Below are 17,272 nucleotides of genomic sequence, written 5' to 3'. Positions count from 1 at the left end.
ACAAGGAGAGCAGGGAACTCAGATGGCGGAGCTCACGATCCGGCCGGAGGAGATCCGGGACGCGCTGGAGAACTTCGTCCAGTCGTACAAGCCGGACGCGGCCTCGCGCGAGGAGGTCGGTACGGTCACCCTTGCCGGCGACGGCATCGCGAAGGTCGAGGGTCTTCCCTCGGCCATGGCCAACGAACTGCTGAAGTTCGAGGACGGCACCCTCGGCCTCGCCCTCAACCTCGAGGAGCGCGAGATCGGCTGCGTCGTCCTCGGTGAGTTCAGCGGCATCGAGGAGGGCCAGCCGGTCAGCCGTACCGGTGAGGTCCTGTCGGTCGCCGTGGGCGAGGGCTACCTCGGCCGCGTCGTCGACCCCCTCGGCAACCCGATCGACGGCCTCGGCGAGATCGAGACCGAGGGCCGCCGCGCCCTCGAACTGCAGGCCCCCACGGTCATGCAGCGCAAGTCGGTGCACGAGCCGATGGAGACGGGCTACAAGGCCGTCGACGCCATGACCCCGATCGGCCGCGGTCAGCGTCAGCTCATCATCGGCGACCGCCAGACCGGCAAGACCGCCCTGGCCGTCGACACGATCATCAACCAGCGTGACAACTGGCGCACCGGCGACCCGAGCAAGCAGGTCCGCTGCATCTACGTCGCCATCGGCCAGAAGGGCTCCACCATCGCGTCCGTGCGCGGCGCGCTGGAGGAGAACGGCGCGCTGGAGTACACGACCATCGTGGCCGCCCCGGCGTCCGACCCGGCCGGCTTCAAGTACCTGGCGCCGTACACCGGCTCGGCCATCGGCCAGCAGTGGATGTACGAGGGCAAGCACGTCCTGATCATCTTCGACGACCTGTCGAAGCAGGCCGACGCCTACCGCGCCGTGTCGCTGCTGCTGCGCCGCCCGCCGGGCCGTGAGGCCTACCCGGGTGACGTCTTCTACCTGCACTCCCGTCTGCTGGAGCGCTGCGCGAAGCTCAACGACGCCGAGGGCGCCGGTTCGATGACCGGTCTGCCGATCGTCGAGACCAAGGCCAACGACGTGTCGGCGTTCATTCCGACCAACGTCATCTCCATCACTGACGGCCAGTGCTTCCTGGAGTCCGACCTGTTCAACGCCGGTCAGCGTCCGGCCCTGAACGTCGGTATCTCGGTCTCCCGCGTCGGTGGCTCCGCCCAGCACAAGGCCATGAAGCAGGTCTCCGGCCGGCTCCGCGTGGACCTCGCCCAGTTCCGTGAGCTGGAGGCGTTCGCCGCCTTCGGTTCCGACCTGGACGCCGCGTCGAAGTCGCAGCTCGAGCGCGGTCAGCGGATGGTGGAGCTGCTGAAGCAGGACCAGTACCAGCCGATGGCCACCGAGGACCAGGTCGTCTCCGTCTGGGCCGGTACCACCGGCAAGATGGACGAGGTGCCGGTCGCCGACATCAGCCGCTTCGAGAAGGAGCTGCTCGAGTACCTGCACCGCCAGGAGCAGGGCCTCATGACCTCCATCCGCGAGGGCGGCAAGATGTCCGACGACACCCTGCAGGCCATCGCCGAGGCGATCACGGCGTTCAAGAAGCAGTTCGAGACCTCGGACGGCAGGCTGCTCGGCGAGGACGCCCCGTCCGCCGCCAAGTGACGTAAGGAAGGGACCTGACTCATGGGAGCCCAGCTCCGGGTCTACAAGCGTCGCATCCGATCCGTCACCGCGACCAAGAAGATCACCAAGGCGATGGAGATGATCGCCGCCTCGCGCGTCGTCAAGGCGCAGCGCAAGGTGGCGGCCTCCACGCCGTACGCGCAGGAGCTCACCCGCGCGGTCACGGCGGTCGGTACCGGGTCGAACACGAAGCACCCGCTCACCACGGAGGCGGAGAACCCGACCCGTGCCGCGGTCCTGCTCCTCACGAGCGACCGCGGTCTGGCCGGCGCCTTCAACTCCAACGCCATCAAGGCGGCGGAGCAGCTCACCGAGCGCCTTGAGCGCGACGGCAAGCAGGTCGAGACGTACATCGTCGGCCGGCGCGGGCTGGCCCACTACAACTTCCGCGAGCGCAAGGTCGCGGAGTCGTTCGCGGGCTTCACCGACGAGCCCTCGTACGCGGACGCCAAGAAGGTCGCGGCGCCGCTGATCGAGGCCATCGAGCAGGACACGGCGGAGGGCGGCGTGGACGAGCTCCACATCGTCTACACCGAGTTCGTCTCGATGATGACGCAGACGGCGGTCGACTCCCGGCTGCTTCCGCTGCGCCTCGAAGAGGTGGCCGCGGAGTCGACGACGAAGGACGAGATCCTTCCGCTGTTCGACTTCGAGCCGTCGGCGGAGGACGTCCTCGACGCCCTGCTGCCGCGCTACGTCGAGAGTCGCATCTACAACGCGCTGCTGCAGTCGGCCGCTTCCAAGCACGCCGCCACACGGCGCGCGATGAAGTCGGCCACCGACAACGCGGGCGAGCTGATCAACACGCTCTCCCGTCTTGCCAACGCGGCCCGCCAGGCCGAAATCACCCAGGAAATCAGCGAGATCGTCGGTGGCTCCAGTGCCCTGGCCGACGCGAACGCGGGGAGTGACAACTAATGACCACCACTGTTGAGACCGCGACGGCCACGGGCCGCGTCGCCCGGGTCATCGGCCCGGTCGTCGACGTGGAGTTCCCCGTCGACGCGATGCCGGAGATCTACAACGCGCTGCACGTCGAGGTCGCCGACCCGGCGAAGGCGGGCGAGCTGAAGACGCTGACCCTGGAGGTCGCCCAGCACCTGGGTGACGGCCTGGTCCGCACCATCTCCATGCAGCCCACCGACGGCCTGGTCCGCCAGGCCCCGGTGACCGACACGGGTTCGGCCATCTCCGTCCCCGTCGGCGACTTCACCACCGGCAAGGTGTTCAACACCCTCGGTGAGGTGCTGAACTCCGACGAGACCTACACCGGTGAGCGCTGGCCGATCCACCGCAAGGCGCCGAACTTCGACGAGCTCGAGTCGAAGACCGAGATGTTCGAGACCGGCGTCAAGGTCATCGACCTGCTGACCCCGTACGTCAAGGGCGGCAAGATCGGTCTGTTCGGCGGTGCCGGCGTCGGCAAGACGGTGCTCATCCAGGAGATGATCTACCGCGTCGCCAACAACCACGACGGTGTCTCCGTGTTCGCCGGTGTCGGCGAGCGCACCCGTGAGGGCAACGACCTCATCGACGAGATGAGCGAGAGCGGTGTTATCGACAAGACCGCGCTCGTCTTCGGTCAGATGGACGAGCCGCCGGGCACCCGTCTGCGCGTCGCGCTGGCCGGCCTGACCATGGCCGAGTACTTCCGCGACGTCCAGAAGCAGGACGTGCTGTTCTTCATCGACAACATCTTCCGCTTCACCCAGGCGGGTTCCGAGGTGTCGACCCTGCTCGGCCGCATGCCCTCCGCGGTGGGCTACCAGCCGAACCTGGCCGACGAGATGGGTCTCCTCCAGGAGCGCATCACCTCGACCCGCGGTCACTCGATCACCTCGATGCAGGCGATCTACGTCCCCGCGGACGACCTGACCGACCCGGCCCCGGCCACCACCTTCGCCCACCTCGACGCGACGACGGTGCTGTCCCGTCCGATCTCCGAGAAGGGCATCTACCCGGCCGTGGACCCGCTGGACTCGACGTCCCGCATCCTCGACCCGCGGTACATCGCGGCGGAGCACTACAACACCGCGATGCGCGTGAAGAACATCCTGCAGAAGTACAAGGACCTGCAGGACATCATCGCGATCCTCGGTATCGACGAACTCGGCGAGGAGGACAAGCTCGTCGTCCACCGTGCCCGTCGCGTGGAGCGCTTCCTGTCCCAGAACACCCACGTCGCCAAGCAGTTCACCGGCGTCGACGGTTCGGACGTGCCGCTGGAGGAGTCGATCACCGCGTTCAACGCGATCTGCGACGGCGAGTACGACCACTTCCCGGAGCAGGCGTTCTTCATGTGCGGTGGTATCGAGGACCTGAAGAACAACGCCAAGGAGCTCGGCGTCTCCTGAGCCTCGTGCTCACCGTGAGCCCCAGGGCTCACACCGGAGGGGGCGGGTGCGTCCCGCCCCTTCCGTCACGCCCCTTAGACTTGTAACCAACACCCGGCTCTCCCGCCGGGTGGTGACCCGAGGAGCCACCTTGGCTGCTGAGCTGCACGTCGCGTTGGTCGCGGCCGACCGAGAGGTCTGGTCCGGCGAGGCCACCCTGGTCGTCGCGCGCACCACGTCCGGCGACATCGGCGTCATGCCCGGTCACCAGCCGCTGCTCGGTGTGCTGGAGTCGGGCCCGGTGACCATTCGTACGAGTGACGGTGGGACGGTCGTCGCCGCGGTGCACGGCGGTTTCATCTCGTTCGCCGACGACAAGCTGTCGCTGCTGGCCGAGATCGCCGAGCTGTCGGACGAGATCGACGTCCAGCGCGCGGAGCGGGAGCTCGAGCGCGCGAAGACGGAGGGCGACGCCCACGCCGAGCGTCGCGCGGACGTCCGACTGCGCGCGGCGGCGGGACGCTGATCCACAGCACTGTGCGATAGCGTCGTGCCATGACGTCACTCAGCCGCGGCTGGGACCGGAGCCATCCGGACCCGGCCGCGGCTGAGGCAGATCCGGGTGGTTTTTCCGTTCCGTTACCTAGGAGACGAGGAGGTCGGTGTCGATGGCCCTCGCTCTGACTGTGTGCGGAATTGTCGTCGCCCTGGTGGTGATCGGGCTCTTCGTCTTCGGCCTGCGCCGCCGGCTGATCCAGCGCTCGGGGGGCACCTTCGACTGTTCCCTGCGCTGGGACGCCCCCAAGGAGGGCGACACCGGCGGCAAGGGCTGGGCCTACGGCGTGGCCCGCTACAACGGTGACCGGATCGAGTGGTACCGCGTCTTCTCGTACTCGCCCCGCCCGCGCCGCGTGCTCGAGCGTTCCGCGATCGAGGTGGCCGGCCGCCGGGTGCCCGACGGCGAGGAGGAGCTGGCGTTGCTCTCCGACGCCGTGGTCCTGGCCTGTCTGCACCGGGGCACCCGGCTGGAACTGGCGATGAGCGAAGACGCGCTGACCGGATTCCTCGCGTGGCTTGAGGCAGCCCCGCCCGGTCAGCGCGTCAATGTCGCTTAGTGGTGTTTGTTACTTCAGGCCGCTGTCGATGGCGCTCACCAGTTCGCCGTTGGCGGTGTCGCCGCTGAACTCCCAGAAGAAGGCCCCGCCGAGGTTCTGCTGCTGGGCCCAGTCCATCTTGGACTTGATGGTGGCCGGGGTGTCGTAGGACCACCAGTTGCTGCCGCAGTGCGCGTACGCGGTGCCGGCGACGGTGCCGGTGGCCGGGCAACTGTTCTTGAGGACCTTGTAGTCCTCGATGCCCGCCTCGTACGTGCCGGCCGCCGGGCCGGTCGCGGTGCCGCCGGGCGCGGACTGCGTGACGCCGGTCCAGCCGCGGCCGTAGAAGCCGATGCCGAGCAGCATCTTGTCGGAGGGCACGCCCGCCGCCTTGTACTTGGCGATCGCCTCGGCGGAGTTGAAGCCCTGCTGCGGGATGCCGTCGTACGAGGTCAGCGGCGAGTGCGGGGCGGTGGGACCGGTCTTCGCCCAGGCGCCGAAGAAGTCGTACGTCATCACGTTGTACCAGTCGATGTACTGCGCGGCGGCGCCGTAGTCGGCGGCCTCGATCTTGCCGCCGTCGGAGGCGTCGGCGGTGACGGCCGCGGTGACCAGGTCGTTGCCGAACTCGGCGCGCATGGCCTTCATCATGGAGCTGAAGGCGTTCTTGCCGCTGGTGGTGTCACAACTGAGACCACAGGCGTTCGGGTACTCCCAGTCCAGGTCGATGCCGTCGAAGACGTCGGCCCAGCGCGGGTCCTCGACCAGGTCGTGGCAGGACTTCGCGAACGCGGCCGGGTTCTGCACCGCTTCGGGGAAGCCGCCGGACCAGGTCCAGCCGCCGAAGGACCAGATGACCTTGATGTGCGGGTACATGGCCTTCAGCTTGCGGAGCTGGTTGAAGTTGCCGCGCAGCGGCTGGTCCCAGGTGTCGGCGACGCCGTCGACGGACTGGGCGGCGGTGTACGCCTTGTCGTAGTCGGCGTAGGCGTCGCCGATGGTGCACTTGCCGCCCTGGACGTTGCCGAAGGCGTAGTTGATGTGCGTGATCTTCTCGGCGGAGCCGGAGGTGACCAGGTTCTTCACGTGGTAGTTGCGCCCGTAGACGCCCCACTCGGTGAAGTAGCCGAGCTTGACCGCGTCGCCGCCGCCCGGGTCGCCGCCGTCGTCGCCGCCGGTGGTGTGGACCTTGACCGCGCCGCTGGCCGGACCGGTCTGGTCGGCGGTGTCGCGGGCCTGGACGGTGTAGGAGTAGTCGGTGCCGGCGGTCAGGCCGGTGTTGGTGTAGGTGGTGCCGGTGACGGTGGCGACCTTCGCGCCGTCACGCAGGACGTCGTAGTTCTTGACGCCGTTGTCGTCGGTGGCCGCCGACCAGGTCAGCTTCACCGAGGTGTCGGTGATGTCCGAGGCGGTGGGCGTGCCGGGCGCGGAGGGGGCCTCGTCGCCGGGGACCGAGGTGCCGTCGCAACTGCCGCCGTTGAGCGTGCAGTTGGCAGGGGAGCCGGGGCCGCTGCCGTTGAAGCCGAAGGAGGCCGAGGCGCCGGGGGCGAGCGTCCCGTTCCAGCCGACGTTCTTGGCGGTCCAGTGGTCGGCGGAGTTGGTGACCGTGGCGTCCCAGGCGGAGGTGACCTTGGTGCCGGAGGGGAAGTCCCACTCGACGGTCCAGGAGTCGATGGTGGTGGTACCGGTGTTCTTCACCGTCCATTTGCCGCCGAAGCCCGTGCCCCAGTCCGAGGTCTTGGCGAAGGTGGCCGTCGCGCTCGTGGCCGCCTGGGCCGGACTCGCGAGGCCGACCAGCGTGGCCAGCGGGAGCGACAGGGTCGCGAGAAGTGCCGCGGCTCTGTGTCTGAAGCGCATGGTGCGCCTCCTTATGTGGGGTTGTCGGCGCGGGCCGACTGAGCCGGCGGCCCGCAGTGCGGCGAGAATAGAAAGGTCTGGACCTTAGGTCAATAGGTCTGGACCAATGCCCGGAAAGGGAGCTAGATCCCCAACTCCTGCGCCAGCACCGCCGCTTGTACCCGGCTGCGCAGCCCGAGCTTCCCCAGCAGTCGGCTGACGTGCGTCTTCACCGTCGCCTCCGCCATGTCAAGACGCTCGGCGACCGCGGCGTTGGACAGCCCCTCGCCGAGACAGGACAGGACCTCGCGCTCACGCCGGGTCAGGTCCCGCAGCACCGCCGGATCGGCGCCCGGCTCCCGCACCGGCTTCGCCGCGAACTCGGCGATCAGCCGCCGGGTGACCGCCGGGGCGACGATGCCCTCGCCGCCCGCCACCGTGCGCACGGCCACCAGCAGGTCCTTGGCGTCGGTGTTCTTCAGCAGGAACCCGGCGGCGCCCGCCCGCAGCGCCCCGAAGACGTACTCGTCCAGGTCGAAGGTGGTCAGCACCAGCACGTCGGCGAGCCGCTCCCCGACCACGATCCGGGTCGCCGACACACCGTCCAGGCGGGGCATCTGAACGTCCATCAGCACCAGGTCCGGCCGCAGCTCGCGGGCCAGCGCCACCGCCTGCTCGCCGTCCGCCGCCTCCCCGACCACCTCGATGTCCGGGGCGCTGCCCAGGATCAGCACCAGCCCCGCGCGGACGGCGGACTGGTCCTCGGCGACGAGGACGCGGATCATGCGAGGTCTCCTTCGGTCAGGGGCAGGGTGGCGCGTACGGCCCAGATCTTGCCGCCCGCCGAGTCCGGGGCCGGGCCTGTGTCCGTGTCCGTGTCCGGGCCCGAGTCCGTGTCCGTGTCCGTCACCACCCCGGCCTCGAACGTGCCGTGCAACAGCGCGGCCCGCTCCCGCATGCCGACCAGTCCGGCGCCGGAACCCGGGGCGCGCGGGGTGTCCCGGTCGCCGTACGGGCTGGTCACCCGGACCCGCAGGGCGTTGTCGTCGTCGCGGGCGAGCAGGACCCGGACCGGTCCCTTCGAGGCGTGCTTGAGCGCGTTGGTGAGCGACTCCTGCACGATCCGGTACGCGGCCAGCTCGACCGGCGCGGGCAGGTTCTCGCCGGGCGCCGCGTCCAGCGTGACGTCGAGTCCGTTGGCGCGGGCGCCCTCGACCAGCGCGCCGAGCCCGTCCAGGGTGGGGGCGGCGGCCGGCTCGTGGTCCCCGCCCTCGTCCCGCAGGATGCCGATGAGGCGTCGCATTTCGGCCAGTCCCGCCACGCTGTTCTCGCGGATCACGCCGAGCGCCTGCCGGGTGGTCGCCGGGTCGTCCAGGGAGAGCGCGGCCGTGGAGTGGATGGCGATCGCGGAGAGGTGGTTGGCGACCATGTCGTGCAGCTCGCGGGCCATCCGGGAACGTTCCGCCGTCACCGCCTGGACCCGGTCCGTCTCGGCCAGCAGCGCGGTCTGCTCGGCCCGCAGCAGGGCGGCGTCGGCGGCCTCGCGGTGATTGCGCACGATCAGCCCGGTGGAGGCGGGCGCGAAGGACACCACCCCCACGGCGACGCCGATCAGCAGTGCCTCGGGCACCCGCAGCACCGCGTACGGCACCACCGTCCCGGCCACCGTGAGCAGCCCGGTGATCCACGGGATGCGGCGGGCCGAGGCGGGCGGGCCGTACAGGACGGCGGCGTACATCACGTCGGTGTACATGAGTAGCGTGACGAGATTGCCCTGCGTGAGCGTGTCCGCGACGATCGCGGCGGTGCCGATCAGCAGGCCGGCCCGCGGAGCCTTCCGGCGCAGCAGCTCGCTGCCCGCCATGACGACCAGCGGCGCCAGCAGCGGCCAGCGGCCGTCGAACAGCACGGCAGGCTCGTCGGCGGGCCGCACCCCGAGTCCGATGGCCCACAGCAGCAGCCCGCCGAGCAGTCCGCCCACGGCGACGAACACGTCGAAGCGGTGCGGACGGGGGAGTCGTACGGCCATGCCACCATCCAACACGGCACGCGCCCCGCCCGCCTGATCCCGGGGAAGGGTCCGGCACTGCATCTTTCGATGTACCGGAGGTTCGTCACCGGTGACGACGAACCCGGCGGATTCCGACGGGAGCCTGGAGAGGTGAACGAAGGGAGTGTGCCGTGGTCGTCACGTTGATCATCGCCTGCGAGATCGCCTTCTGGGTGCTGCTGGCGCTCGGGCTGGGCGCCCGCTACCTGCTGAAGTGGCGGCGCACCAGCGTGTTCCTGCTGCTGTGCGAGCCCGTGCTTGAACTGGTGCTGTTCGCCGTGACGGCGTGGGACCTGAAGAACGGGGCCGAGCCGAGCTGGGAGCACGGCGTGGCCGCGCTGTACATCGGCTACACCGTCGGGTACGGCCACTACACGATCCGCTGGCTCGACGGCCACGCCGCCCACCGGCTGGGCGGCGGCCCGCCACCGCCCAAGCCGCCGCGCCACGGCCTGCCCCGGGCCGCCCACGAGGGCCGTATGTGGCTGCGCACGGTGGTGGCCGCCGCCGTGGCCTGGGCGCTGCTCCTGGCTGCGATCTGGTACGTCGGTGACGAGGGCGACAACTCGTCCCTGGAGGCCTGCCAGGGCGCGGTCCTCAAGGCCGTCGCCATCCACGGCCTGATCGCCCTCACCTACCTGGTCTGGCCGAAAAAGGCCCCCGCCGGCACGGCACCGGCCACCTCCGGGCGCGAGAAGGAAGGGGCGGGCCGATGAGGTACCTGCCGGAGCGGAACGTGTGGGAGGGCGGCGCCACCTTGGTGGTCGGCGTCGCCCTGTGGCTGTTCGCCGGGGACGTGGAGGTTTTGGTCGTCGACCTGACGAAGGTCGGCATCGTGATGATGTGCGTGGGCGGCGCGCAGACCGTGTGGGGCCTGTTCCGGTCGGCGCGCCGGCGGAGCGTCTAGCGCTCCCCGCCCGGTACCCACAGCACGTCGCCGACGTCCTTGTTGGCGACGCGGGCCAGGATGAAGAGCAGGTCGGAGAGGCGGTTCAGGTAGGTCGCGGTGAGCGGGTTCATGGACTCGCCGTGGACCTCCAGCGCCGCCCACGTCGAGCGCTCGGCCCGGCGGACCACCGTGCACGCCTGGTGCAGCAGGGCCGCGCCGGTGGTGCCGCCGGGCAGGATGAAGGAGCGGAGCTTCTCCACCTCGGCCAGGTAGCGGTCGCAGTCCGCCTCCAGCTTGTCGACGTAGAACTGCTCGACCCGCAGCGGCGGGTACTCCGGGTTCTCCACCACCGGCGTCGACAGGTCCGCGCCCACGTCGAACAGGTCGTTCTGGACGCGGACGAGGACCTTGACGACCTCCTCGCGCAGGCCGCCCAGCGCGATCGCCGTGCCGATCACCGCGTTCGCCTCGTTGGCGTCGGCGTACGCCGAGATCCTGAGGTCGGTCTTGGGGACCCGGCTCATGTCACCGAGGGCGGTGGTGCCCTGGTCGCCGGTCCGGGTGTAGATGCGCGTCAGGTTGACCATGAGGTCAGCGTAGTTACGCCCCGGCCGTACGGAAGACACGTGTGCCGACCGTCACGGCCAGCGCGGTGAGTGCGACGGCGGCCAGGACGCCGTACAGCATGTGCGCCGTCGCGTAGGAGCCGACGTACGCGTCCCGCACCGCGTCCACCAGATAGCGGAACGGCATCAGGTGCGACAGCACGTCCAGCCACGCCGGGCCCAGGGTCATCGGGAGCATCAGGCCGGACAGCAGCATCGACGGCATCGTCAGCGCGTTGATCGTGGGCCCGAACTCCTGCGGCGTACGGACCTTCATCGCCAGCGCGTACGACAGCGAGGCCAGCGACACCGTGAGCAGGGCGACGAACGCGAAGCCGATCAGCACGCCGGGCAGCGGCGCGCGCAGCCCCATCACCACGGCCGCCAGCACCAGCAGCACCGCCTGGAAGGCGAAGACCGTGGCGTCCCGCAGCACCCGGCCCAGCAGCAGCGCCAGCCGGCTGACCGGCGTGACCCGCATGCGCTCGACCACGCCCTGACTGTTCTCGATGATGATGGAGAAGCCAGCGAAGGAGGCACCGAACAGGCCGAGTTGGAGCAGCAGGCCGGGCACGAGCACCTGCCAGGAGCTGCCCTGCCCGCCGAGCGGCAGATCGGTCAGCAGCGGGCCGAAGAACAGCAGGTACAGCAGCGGCATCAGCACGCCGAACAGCAGCGCGAAGCGCGAGCGCAGGGACTGGCGCAGATAGCGGCCGTAGATGAGCGCGGTGTCGTGGAGCAGCATCGGTCGGGTCCTTGGGATGGTGGATTTCTGCGAAAGGCTTTGTGCGAGGGGCTCTATACGGCGACGGGAGCGGCGTCGGCCGGTGCGGCGCTGCGGCCCGTGATGGCGAGGAAGGTGTCCTGGAGCGGGGCGTCGAGCGAGCCGCCGTACTCCAGCTTCAGCGCGGCCGGAGTGCCCTCGGCGACCACCACGCCGCCGTCCACGACGATCAGGCGGTCGGAGAGGGCGTCGGCCTCGTCGAGGTAGTGGGTGGTGAGGAAGACCGTCGTGCCGTGCTCGTCGCGCAGCCGGCGCACCAGGTCCCACAGGTCGGCGCGGCTGCCCGGGTCCAGGCCGGTCGTCGGCTCGTCCAGGAAGAGCACCTTCGGGCGGTGCGTGAGCGCCATCGCGATGTCCAGCCGGCGCCGCTGACCGCCCGAGAGCGCGCCGCACCTGCGGTCCAGCAGCTCGGTCAGGTCCAGGTCGCGGGCCAGCTCCCCGGCACGCTCGACGGCCCGCGCCCGGGGCAGCCGGTACAGGCGGCCCTGGGTGACCAGCTCCTCCCGCACGGTGATCTGCGTGTCCACGCCGCCCGACTGCGCCACGTACCCGCAGGCCCGGCGCACCCCGGCCGGGTCGGCCACCAGGTCGTGACCGGCGACGGTGGCCGCGCCGCCGGTGGGCGCGAGCAGCGTCGTGAGCATCCGCAGGGTGGTGGTCTTGCCGGCGCCGTTGGGACCGAGGAAGCCGAGGATCTCGCCCTCGCGGACGGTCAGGTCGATGCCCCGCACCGCCTCGACCGGGCCGCGCTTGGTCGCGAAGGTCCGGGCCAGTCCGGCCGTACTGATGATTGCCATGCGTCCCAGAAAAACAGAGTGACTTGAATTTTGCAACGTCCCCAAGTTTTCAGCGGCACCAGGGAAGCCTAGGATGGCGGCATGGCTGAGGGACTCAGGGAACGGAAGAAGCGGCAGACCCGGCAGTACATCTCGGATGTCGCCACGGGGCTGTTCCTGGAGCGCGGCTTCGAGGCCGTGACCGTCGCGGAGGTGGCCCAGGCCGCGGACGTGTCCGTGAACACCGTCTACAACTACTTTCCGGCCAAGGAGGACCTCTTCCTCGACCGGTCCAAGGGCGTCACCGACCGGCTCTCCCGGTGGGTGCGGGGGCGGCGCGAGGGCGAGTCGGCCGCCGCCGCCGTCCTGCGGGAGCTGCGCGACGAGGTCGAGTCGGTCTCCCCGCGCGTCGGCCTGATGGACGGATACGCCCGGTTCATGAAGGTCGTGCACGAGTCGCCCGCCCTGCGGTCCAGGATGTGGGCCATCGGTCAGGAGATCCTCGTCAACCTGGAGGGGACCCTCAGGGAGGAGACCGGCGCGTCGGACGGCGATCCGGTGCCCACTCTGATGGCCGGTCAGGTCAACTGGCTGCACGGCACCGTGATGACGGGCATCGGCCAGCGCATGGTCGCCGGCGGCAGACCCGCCGAGGTCTCGCGCGACATGCTCCTGCTGCTGGACGAGATGGAGGACCTGTTGAGCGAGAGGGTGCTCAACTACGCCGTACGGGGCGCGGACTGACACTCGAATGACACACGTCGGTGTGATGTCCGTCATGTGAGACGTGACGCGCGTTACTAACCGGTCACACAGCCCCTCACTCCCGCTAATCTCCGGCCGAGAGACCAAAAACAGCTTGTATCAGGGGAGTCGCACAGTGGCACGGAAGCTCGCCGTCATCGGAGCCGGCCTCATGGGGTCCGGCATCGCCCAGGTCGCCGCCCAGGCGGGCTGGGACGTCGTCCTGCGGGACGTCACCGACGAGGCGCTGCGGCGCGGCACCGACGGCATCCGCACCTCGTACGACAAGTTCGTCGCCAAGGGGAAGCTCGCGGCCGAGGACGCCGAGGCCGCCTTCGGGCGGCTCACCGCGACCACCGACCTGGACGCCGCCGCGGACGCTGACGTCGTCGTCGAGGCCGTCTTCGAGAAGCTCGAGATCAAGCACGAGATCTTCCGCGCGCTCGACAAACTGGTGAAGGACGGGGCGATCCTCGCGTCCAACACCTCCGCCATCCCGATCACCAAGATCGCGGCCGTGACCGAGCGCCCCGAGCGGGTCGTCGGTGCCCACTTCTTCTCGCCGGTCCCCATGATGCAGCTCTGCGAGCTGGTGCGCGGCTACAAGACCAGCGACGAAACGCTCGCCACCGCACGGGAGTTCGCGGAGTCCACCGGCAAGACCTGCATCGTCGTCAACCGCGACGTCGCCGGCTTCGTGACCACCCGCCTCATCTCCGCCCTCGTCGTCGAGGCCGCGAAGCTGTACGAGTCGGGCGTCGCCACCGCCGAGGACATCGACCTCGCCTGCAAGCTGGGCTTCGGCCACGCCATGGGCCCCCTGGCCACCGCCGACCTGACGGGCGTCGACATCCTGCTGCACGCCACGGGCAACATCTACACCGAGTCCCAGGACGAGAAGTTCGCCCCGCCGGAGCTGATGCGCCGGATGGTGGACGCCGGTGACATCGGCCGCAAGAGCGGGCAGGGCTTCTACAAGCACTGAAGTCCCATCAGCCCCGGGAGACGTCACACGCCGGGGTGAATTCGGTATCGGTTCGCTTACAGGCGGCAACCTCCGGTCGTTTCGGCCAGTCAGAGGGTGCAACACCTGATATCGCCGAGAGATCACGACGAGCAGTCGAAGAGTCGAGCAGTCGAACAGTCAGAAGAGTCGAAGAACCGAAGAGACGAACAAAGACGCACGCCGGGAGCGCATATGCACATCAGGGGCGACCACGTCGAGCTGGTCGTCGGGGGCCGCCTCGACGTCCGCAGCGCGGCGGACGCCCGTACGGTCCTGCACTCGGCCGTCGACGACGGAGTCGGCGACCTGGTCCTCGACCTGTCAGAGCTGGACTCCTGGGACGCCACCGGACTCGGTGTGATCATGGGAGCCCACCGGAGGGCCGGCCGCTGCGGCCGGCGGCTGGTGCTGCGCGGCGTGCCACCGCAGATGCAGCGCCTGCTGGTGGCCACCCGGCTGCACCGGATCCTGGCCATCGAGGGCGGCATCGGCGTGGAGACCCTGCCCAGGGTGTGACGTCCAGGGTGTGACGCCCGGAGCCCCGCGCACCGCTTGGCGAAACGTCCGACAAACACCCGACACACGCAATCCTCACGAGACCGTGACGTCTCGGACGGCCCGGCACCCCGGACTGTCGGACATACTGAGCGAAGGTTTAGGGTCTGGCTGCCCGCCCAATCGCAACCCACCGGCGGGCCCGGACCAGAAGCGACAGCGCGGTGTGCGGCAAGGCCGGGAGGGTGGTCCCGACCGGGGACCTGCACACGACGCTTTTGGGGGGCTTGAACCTATGGACCCGAACAACCGGGGACCTGAGGAGTACGGCCAGGACGGCGACCACCAGGCGCCGCGCCCACGCCCGCCCAGGGACCCCCTCACCTCCGACTTCGGACAGCACACGCCGCCGCTCGCCCGCACGGCGCAACTGGTGTCCGGCGACTTCCTGCTCACCGTCAACCCCGTCGACGGCAGCGAGATCGAGGTCTGCCCGCCCGCGGAACGGCCCGCCCGGCCCGAGAAGCTCACCGCGGCCGAACGCGCCGACGCGGAGCGCGCCGCGAAGCCGCCCGTCCCGCCGGGACCGGTCCGCACGATCCTGGGCCTGCTGGCCCGCGAGGACGAACGCGAACGCCTGGTGCGCCTGCTCGCCCGCGGCCGTTCCGTCCGCCTCACCGGCCCCGCCGGCTCCGGCCGCACCAGCCTCCTGGACGTCGTGGCCGAGGACTGCGCGGGCCTCGCGCCCGACGGCGTCATCCGGCTCAGCGGCTTCCACCGCACCGCCGACGACCTGCTCCACGACCTCTTCCACGCCGTCCACCGCGCGCCCCTGCACCGCCCGGCCCGTCAGGACCTCCTCGGCCGGCTCCGGGAGGTCGGCGCGGTCGTCGTCCTGGACGACGTCGAGTTCGGCGGCACCGCCCTCGACGAACTCCTCGACGCCACCCCCGAGTGCGCCTTCCTCATCGGCACCACCCCGGACGTGCCCGCCCCCTCCGCCGACTCGGCCGTCGAAGAGGTCTTCCTCACCGGCCTGGACCGCTCCCACGGCGTGGAGCTGCTGGAGCGCGCCGCCGGCCGCCCCCTGACCGAGGAAGAGGCCAACTGGGCCGGCGACCTCTGGTTCGAGTCCGAGGGCCTGCCCCTGCGCTTCGTCCAGGCCGGTGCCCTGCTGCGCCGCCGGGACCGCGAGCGGGCCGGTGCCGACGCCGTCGACGAGTTCGGCGTCTTCGCCGACGCCCGCCCGGCCGACGACACGCCCTACGACGCCTCCGAGGCCGACGACGTACCCCTGCCGTCCCTCGGCGAGGCCGCCGCGCCCGCGCCGCTGCTCGCCTCCCGGCTGAGCGCCTCCGCACGGGCCACCCTGGAGTTCGCCGTCGCGCTCGGCGGCGAGGTGCCGCACCAGGCGCATCTGCCCGCCCTGGTCGGCGACACCCACGCGGACGCCGCCCTCGGCGAGCTGACCGACTGCGGACTGGTCTCCCCGGTCGGCTCCCGCTACCGGCTGGCCGCCGGGGTCCTCACCCAGTTGGAAAGCGCCGGATACGCCGACGGCGTACGGGAGAGGGCGTCCGCCGCCGCCCAGCACTACGGCTGGTGGGCCGGGCACCCCTCGGTCACTCCGGAGCGGGTCTGCGCCGAGGCCGACGCCGTACTGGCCGCCCTTGCCGTGCTGGTGCCGGCGACGACCCCGACGGCCGAGGACGAGGAGAGCCCGGCCGTCCAGCTTGCCCGCACCGCGGCGCCCGCCTTCGCCGCCGGGCTGCACTGGAGCGCCTGGGAACGGGCGCTGCGCTCCGGCACCGAGGCCTCCCGGCTCGCCGGTGACGTCGCCGAACAGGCCTACTTCCACCACGAACTCGGCGTCCTCGCGCTGTGCGAGGACCACCTGGACCGGGCGCGCGCCGAGCTGGAGGCCTCCATCGGGCTGCGCGGCGCGCTCTCCGACAAGCGCGGCGCGGTGGCCGGCCGCCGCGCCCTCGCGCTGGTCGCCGACCGGAGCGGGGACACGCCCGGCCTGGGCAGCAGCGGCGCGGGCGCCTTCGGCGCCGCGGGTGCCGCCGCCGGGTTCGGCGTCGCGGGCGCCGGCCTCGGCCCGACCGCGGGGGAGGAGGTGCCCGACGCCCGCAACGAGGAGTCGCCGTCGCCGTCCGCGGGCATTGCCGCGCCCTTCCCGCCGCTCCAGCCGCCGCCCCAGTCCCCCACGCTCGTCACCCGCCGCGAGCCGGACGAGGAGCCGTCCCGCACGGTCGGCGGCGGCATCAAGGGCTTCGCGCGGCGCAACCTGGTGGCCGCCGGAGCGGGCGCGCTGCTCGTCGCCGTGCTCGGCACGGTGGTGACCCTCGGGGCCACGTCCGAGAGCGACGCCGGCGATCCCTCCAACGAGGTCGGCGTCAACCCGTCGGCCAGCCAGGGCATCGACGACGGCGACCTCGGCGCGGACCGGCCCTCCGACGACGGCCAGAGCCAGGACGCGACCGGCAGCCCGACCGACTCCGGCACGCCCAGCACGTCGGACGCCCCGTCGCCCACGGAATCGGGACAGCCTTCGGACGGACCGACCAGTTCGAGCGGCAGCACGGACCCGGGCGACGACGAGAGCCCGGACGAGCCGAGCTCGCCGGACGAGCCGAGCAAGTCGCCGAGTTCGCCGACTACGAAGCCGACGTCGCCGGACCCGACGGACACGGAACCGACGGACCCCGGGACGCCCACCGAGACCGACGAGCCCACCACACCCGCGCCCACCGACACGGACACGCTCCCGCCGTCGTCCCCCGCGACGTCCAACAGCGCGAGCGGCCCCGGCTCGCCTCCCGTCTCCACCAGTTCCCCGGCGGACACCCCGACCGCCGCGCAGAGCAGCACGGCGACCGGCGGCTCGGACCCGGCGGCGGATCAGATCATCTGAGCCCCGGAACGGGAGACAGCACAGAACGGGAAACAGCACAGGAGGGCCGGGTCCGCGTGTCGGACCCGGCCCTCCTGTGCCGTCTCCCGTACGGCGTACGCGACGCCCGC

At 70.8% G+C, this 17,272-nt stretch carries 17 protein-coding genes; 11 read left to right on the top strand and 6 right to left on the bottom strand.

Annotation, left to right across the window (positions count from 1 at the left end):
• The first annotated feature begins 22 nt into the window (after window positions 1–22).
• The 5 genes from atpA to KUM40_RS15645 all read left to right on the top strand — a co-directional run bounded on the left by atpA (window position 23) and on the right by KUM40_RS15645 (window position 5,081).
• Window positions 23–1,612 (top strand): F0F1 ATP synthase subunit alpha, encoded by a 1,590-nt coding sequence (atpA, locus tag KUM40_RS15665; RefSeq protein ID WP_217166578.1) that lies wholly within the window; start codon window positions 23–25, stop codon window positions 1,610–1,612.
• Between the two features lie 21 nt (window positions 1,613–1,633).
• On the top strand, window positions 1,634–2,551 hold the full coding sequence (locus KUM40_RS15660; protein ID WP_217166577.1) for a F0F1 ATP synthase subunit gamma: 918 nt from the start codon (window positions 1,634–1,636) through the stop codon (window positions 2,549–2,551).
• Window positions 2,551–3,987, top strand: coding sequence for a F0F1 ATP synthase subunit beta (gene atpD, locus KUM40_RS15655; protein WP_217166576.1), 1,437 nt, complete (start codon window positions 2,551–2,553; stop codon window positions 3,985–3,987). Before KUM40_RS15660 ends, atpD begins: the two co-directional genes overlap by 1 nt.
• A 130-nt stretch (window positions 3,988–4,117) precedes the next feature.
• Window positions 4,118–4,492 carry a F0F1 ATP synthase subunit epsilon gene (locus KUM40_RS15650; protein WP_217166575.1) on the top strand — a complete coding sequence of 125 codons (375 nt, stop codon included), beginning with the start codon at window positions 4,118–4,120 and terminating at the stop codon, window positions 4,490–4,492.
• Window positions 4,493–4,634: 142 nt separating this feature from the next.
• A complete protein-coding gene (locus tag KUM40_RS15645; RefSeq protein ID WP_217166574.1) occupies window positions 4,635–5,081 on the top strand; it encodes a DUF2550 domain-containing protein in 447 nt (148 codons plus the stop codon).
• A gap of 9 nt (window positions 5,082–5,090) precedes the next feature.
• On the opposite strand, the gene KUM40_RS15640 is transcribed toward KUM40_RS15645, so the two are convergent.
• The 3 genes from KUM40_RS15640 to KUM40_RS15630 form a co-directional block, all read right to left on the bottom strand.
• Window positions 5,091–6,917: a glycoside hydrolase family 18 chitinase gene (locus tag KUM40_RS15640; protein WP_217166573.1), complete on the bottom strand. Its 1,827-nt coding sequence runs from the start codon at window positions 6,915–6,917 to the stop codon at window positions 5,091–5,093.
• A 122-nt stretch (window positions 6,918–7,039) separates the two neighbouring features.
• Window positions 7,040–7,681 carry a response regulator transcription factor gene (locus KUM40_RS15635; RefSeq protein ID WP_217166572.1) on the bottom strand — a complete coding sequence of 214 codons (642 nt, stop codon included), beginning with the start codon at window positions 7,679–7,681 and terminating at the stop codon, window positions 7,040–7,042.
• The gene (locus tag KUM40_RS15630) at window positions 7,678–8,925 is read right to left on the bottom strand and encodes a sensor histidine kinase (RefSeq protein WP_217166571.1); all 1,248 of its coding nucleotides are present in this window, start codon (window positions 8,923–8,925) and stop codon (window positions 7,678–7,680) included. The genes KUM40_RS15635 and KUM40_RS15630 overlap by 4 nt, the downstream gene beginning before the upstream one ends.
• 152 nt (window positions 8,926–9,077) lie before the next feature.
• Between KUM40_RS15630 and KUM40_RS15625 the strand changes: the two genes are divergently transcribed.
• On the top strand, window positions 9,078–9,662 hold the full coding sequence (locus tag KUM40_RS15625) for a hypothetical protein (RefSeq protein WP_217166570.1): 585 nt from the start codon (window positions 9,078–9,080) through the stop codon (window positions 9,660–9,662).
• Window positions 9,659–9,853: a DUF5708 family protein gene (locus KUM40_RS15620; RefSeq protein ID WP_217166569.1), complete on the top strand. Its 195-nt coding sequence runs from the start codon at window positions 9,659–9,661 to the stop codon at window positions 9,851–9,853. The genes KUM40_RS15625 and KUM40_RS15620 overlap by 4 nt, the downstream gene beginning before the upstream one ends.
• On the opposite strand, the gene KUM40_RS15615 is transcribed toward KUM40_RS15620, so the two are convergent.
• From KUM40_RS15615 to KUM40_RS15605, 3 genes are read right to left on the bottom strand one after another with little or no spacing between them, the layout of a single operon-like run.
• Window positions 9,850–10,422, bottom strand: a complete 573-nt coding sequence (locus tag KUM40_RS15615; RefSeq protein ID WP_217166568.1) for a cob(I)yrinic acid a,c-diamide adenosyltransferase — start codon at window positions 10,420–10,422, stop codon at window positions 9,850–9,852. The two genes, KUM40_RS15620 and KUM40_RS15615, sit on opposite strands and share 4 nt — an antisense overlap.
• A 13-nt stretch (window positions 10,423–10,435) precedes the next feature.
• A complete protein-coding gene (locus KUM40_RS15610; protein ID WP_217166567.1) occupies window positions 10,436–11,185 on the bottom strand; it encodes an ABC transporter permease in 750 nt (249 codons plus the stop codon).
• A 53-nt stretch (window positions 11,186–11,238) separates the two neighbouring features.
• A complete protein-coding gene (locus KUM40_RS15605) occupies window positions 11,239–12,021 on the bottom strand; it encodes an ABC transporter ATP-binding protein (RefSeq protein ID WP_217166566.1) in 783 nt (260 codons plus the stop codon).
• An 81-nt stretch (window positions 12,022–12,102) separates the two neighbouring features.
• Here KUM40_RS15605 and KUM40_RS15600 point away from each other — a divergent pair, with 81 nt between their 5' ends.
• The 4 genes from KUM40_RS15600 to KUM40_RS15585 all read left to right on the top strand — a co-directional run bounded on the left by KUM40_RS15600 (window position 12,103) and on the right by KUM40_RS15585 (window position 17,162).
• Complete coding sequence (locus KUM40_RS15600) at window positions 12,103–12,744, top strand: TetR/AcrR family transcriptional regulator (RefSeq protein WP_217166565.1); 642 nt, start codon at window positions 12,103–12,105, stop codon at window positions 12,742–12,744.
• Between the two features lie 136 nt (window positions 12,745–12,880).
• Window positions 12,881–13,729, top strand: coding sequence for a 3-hydroxyacyl-CoA dehydrogenase family protein (locus tag KUM40_RS15595; protein WP_217166564.1), 849 nt, complete (start codon window positions 12,881–12,883; stop codon window positions 13,727–13,729).
• Window positions 13,730–13,942: 213 nt separating this feature from the next.
• Window positions 13,943–14,266 (top strand): STAS domain-containing protein, encoded by a 324-nt coding sequence (locus tag KUM40_RS15590; protein ID WP_003973611.1) that lies wholly within the window; start codon window positions 13,943–13,945, stop codon window positions 14,264–14,266.
• A gap of 274 nt (window positions 14,267–14,540) precedes the next feature.
• Complete coding sequence (locus KUM40_RS15585; protein ID WP_217166563.1) at window positions 14,541–17,162, top strand: ATP-binding protein; 2,622 nt, start codon at window positions 14,541–14,543, stop codon at window positions 17,160–17,162.
• Window positions 17,163–17,272: the final 110 nt, after the last annotated feature.

The sequence above is a fragment of the Streptomyces sp. AC512_CC834 genome (assembly GCF_019049325.1).
Taxonomy (GTDB): domain Bacteria; phylum Actinomycetota; class Actinomycetes; order Streptomycetales; family Streptomycetaceae; genus Streptomyces.
The sequence above is the reverse complement of the archived record's forward strand: the minus strand, read 5'-3'. Positions and strand labels throughout refer to the sequence as shown.

What these genes read in the sequence shown, in the direction of transcription:
- KUM40_RS15600 (WP_217166565.1), top strand. Translation starts at nt 12,103, where the DNA reads ATGGCTGAGGGACTCAGGGAACGGAAGAAGCGGCAGACCCGGCAGTAC.
- KUM40_RS15590 (WP_003973611.1), top strand. Translation starts at nt 13,943, where the DNA reads ATGCACATCAGGGGCGACCACGTCGAGCTGGTCGTCGGGGGCCGCCTC.
- KUM40_RS15620 (WP_217166569.1), top strand. Translation starts at nt 9,659, where the DNA reads ATGAGGTACCTGCCGGAGCGGAACGTGTGGGAGGGCGGCGCCACCTTG.
- KUM40_RS15630 (WP_217166571.1), bottom strand. Translation starts at nt 8,925, where the DNA reads ATGGCCGTACGACTCCCCCGTCCGCACCGCTTCGACGTGTTCGTCGCC.
- KUM40_RS15645 (WP_217166574.1), top strand. Translation starts at nt 4,635, where the DNA reads ATGGCCCTCGCTCTGACTGTGTGCGGAATTGTCGTCGCCCTGGTGGTG.
- KUM40_RS15635 (WP_217166572.1), bottom strand. Translation starts at nt 7,681, where the DNA reads ATGATCCGCGTCCTCGTCGCCGAGGACCAGTCCGCCGTCCGCGCGGGG.
- KUM40_RS15605 (WP_217166566.1), bottom strand. Translation starts at nt 12,021, where the DNA reads ATGGCAATCATCAGTACGGCCGGACTGGCCCGGACCTTCGCGACCAAG.
- atpD (WP_217166576.1), top strand. Translation starts at nt 2,551, where the DNA reads ATGACCACCACTGTTGAGACCGCGACGGCCACGGGCCGCGTCGCCCGG.
- KUM40_RS15615 (WP_217166568.1), bottom strand. Translation starts at nt 10,422, where the DNA reads ATGGTCAACCTGACGCGCATCTACACCCGGACCGGCGACCAGGGCACC.
- KUM40_RS15640 (WP_217166573.1), bottom strand. Translation starts at nt 6,917, where the DNA reads ATGCGCTTCAGACACAGAGCCGCGGCACTTCTCGCGACCCTGTCGCTC.
- KUM40_RS15585 (WP_217166563.1), top strand. Translation starts at nt 14,541, where the DNA reads ATGGACCCGAACAACCGGGGACCTGAGGAGTACGGCCAGGACGGCGAC.
- KUM40_RS15660 (WP_217166577.1), top strand. Translation starts at nt 1,634, where the DNA reads ATGGGAGCCCAGCTCCGGGTCTACAAGCGTCGCATCCGATCCGTCACC.
- atpA (WP_217166578.1), top strand. Translation starts at nt 23, where the DNA reads ATGGCGGAGCTCACGATCCGGCCGGAGGAGATCCGGGACGCGCTGGAG.
- KUM40_RS15610 (WP_217166567.1), bottom strand. Translation starts at nt 11,185, where the DNA reads ATGCTGCTCCACGACACCGCGCTCATCTACGGCCGCTATCTGCGCCAG.